The sequence below is a fragment of the Mesonia sp. K4-1 genome, from assembly GCF_008017825.1.
GTDB lineage: Bacteria > Bacteroidota > Bacteroidia > Flavobacteriales > Flavobacteriaceae > Mesonia.
On record NZ_VRLS01000068.1, the window covers coordinates 1 to 1,733 of the forward strand.

2 protein-coding genes are annotated in these 1,733 nt (G+C 32.2%); both read right to left on the reverse strand.

Annotation, left to right across the window (positions count from 1 at the left end; genetic code table 11):
• Positions 1 to 44: 44 nt before the first annotated feature.
• Positions 45 to 347 carry a hypothetical protein gene (locus FT986_RS11355; RefSeq protein WP_147865162.1) on the reverse strand — a complete coding sequence of 101 codons (303 nt, stop codon included), beginning with the start codon at positions 345 to 347 and terminating at the stop codon, positions 45 to 47.
• Positions 344 to 631, reverse strand: a complete 288-nt coding sequence (locus FT986_RS11360; protein WP_147865163.1) for a hypothetical protein — start codon at positions 629 to 631, stop codon at positions 344 to 346. The genes FT986_RS11355 and FT986_RS11360 overlap by 4 nt, the downstream gene beginning before the upstream one ends.
• Between the last annotated feature and the right edge of the window lie 1,102 nt (positions 632 to 1,733).

The window sequence follows — 1,733 nt, forward strand, 5'->3', positions numbered from 1 at the left end:
TGATGATTCTTACAGAAGTACGTTGGCTAAAAATTAGTGAGTTTTTACTTGTTTTTTACCACAGTACTTTGTTGTGGTGCGTTTTTATTTTTTTCTTCTATTAATTTCTTCGCTATTATCAGACAATGTACTCGACTTCCAATAACTCCCATCGTTTCGGTTTCAATTTTATAAAGTCTGTCGGCAATTTCTTTATCTGTTCTATTTTGAATTAGCAAAGAGAAAATTTCTGGGACATAACTTTGGTATTCATCTCGTGGCGCAACATCATTTACTCCAATCGGATCCCATTCGTTCCAAAGGATTTCGTCAACAGATTTGTATAATTCTTTTTGCTCGCTCGTCATTCTTTGTCTTCTTGTGATACCGATGGATATTCGGAGAAATAGACATTCATTCCAATCTTTCCCATTATTGCCATTGATTCGGAGTTCAAAACTCCACCGCCTCCTGTTGCGTCTTTCCTTATGTTAAACCCAATGTCAGCTACATATTTACTTGGCGCTAAAGATTTTCCTTTATTTTTCAGCCAAGTTTCAAGAGCGTCTATTTGAGTTGGCAAATCCCAATGTTCATCACAAAGCCAATCCAACTTTTCTCCTGATTCTTCTATGTAAATGTTAATTGGCATCTATCGTTTTTTAATGCACCACAACGGTTTTGTATACCCGTCAGTTGCGGGAATTAGACAACTAAGATAGAAAAAATCCCCGACTTTTATGCTTGTGCGGTTGTGTCCGCAGGACACAAAGCCGCAATTGCTGGTATACGTTGTTGTAAAACGTTTTTTTTCGCACAAATTTTCCAGAATGAGAAAATACGTGCCGATTCACTCATTGTAAATTTCACGGTGTCATTTTTGCAATTTGTAATTTAATTATAAAGTTCTCCGCTTGAGATTAAGGCTTTTAAAATTCAGTTAAAGAATCCATTCTTTTGTAATAGTTTAAATGAATTCTGTTCAAGATTTTTGATGATATAATTTCTATTTTGTCCAGAGTAGATTTCTGTTAAATACTTTCCACTTATATCAAACTCAAATTCTGGATAATCTGATAACTATTCATCGTAGACTGCTTTATATTTTCCGTTTGTCAGCTTAAAGTCTTTATCAGCGTAATTATAGCCAATTAAAATAAGAAAAAGTCACACATAATTTAAATAAAAAGTCCGTTAATAGTTATAAAATAGATTATTATAAGTAGCATCCAAAAAATAAAACCAATCAGATTTAGTTTTAGCATTCTAAAAATAATAATTCCAGCTATTCCCAAAATCACAAATATTCCTCCAAATATGTAACTCTTATTTGCGTAAAAAATTAAGTCTTTTGGAATTAGCGGATTATCCAAATTCAATGCAGTTTGTAAATATCTCAAATGGTCGAATAATAAGATTAGTAATGATATCAATAATGCAACATTAGTAGCAATTTTGATATTTTTATTCTCATTAAATTTCCTAATGTTCATTTTTTTTTCAAATGTTTTACAACGTGTTTGTATATGGTTTGGTGCGTGGTAAAGCAATGAATTTAGCAAGTACAAACCAAATAGAAAATCCGCAAGGATTTTCGTAAGCAAGCGAGAACCAGCACTAAATTATATACGGCTTAAGTTTGATTCTTATTAAATTTAAACTATAAATCAGAAAGAACAAAGAGAGGATTAAGGTTATGATATACGGTGAAGCGTTAGACTTCGACAACATTGATAATCCCCTCTCTTTAACTA

Bases quoted from the DNA above. Each gene is read 5' to 3' on its own strand.
- FT986_RS11355 (WP_147865162.1), bottom strand. From the start codon at position 347: ATGACGAGCGAGCAAAAAGAATTATACAAATCTGTTGACGAAATCCTT.
- FT986_RS11360 (WP_147865163.1), bottom strand. From the start codon at position 631: ATGCCAATTAACATTTACATAGAAGAATCAGGAGAAAAGTTGGATTGG.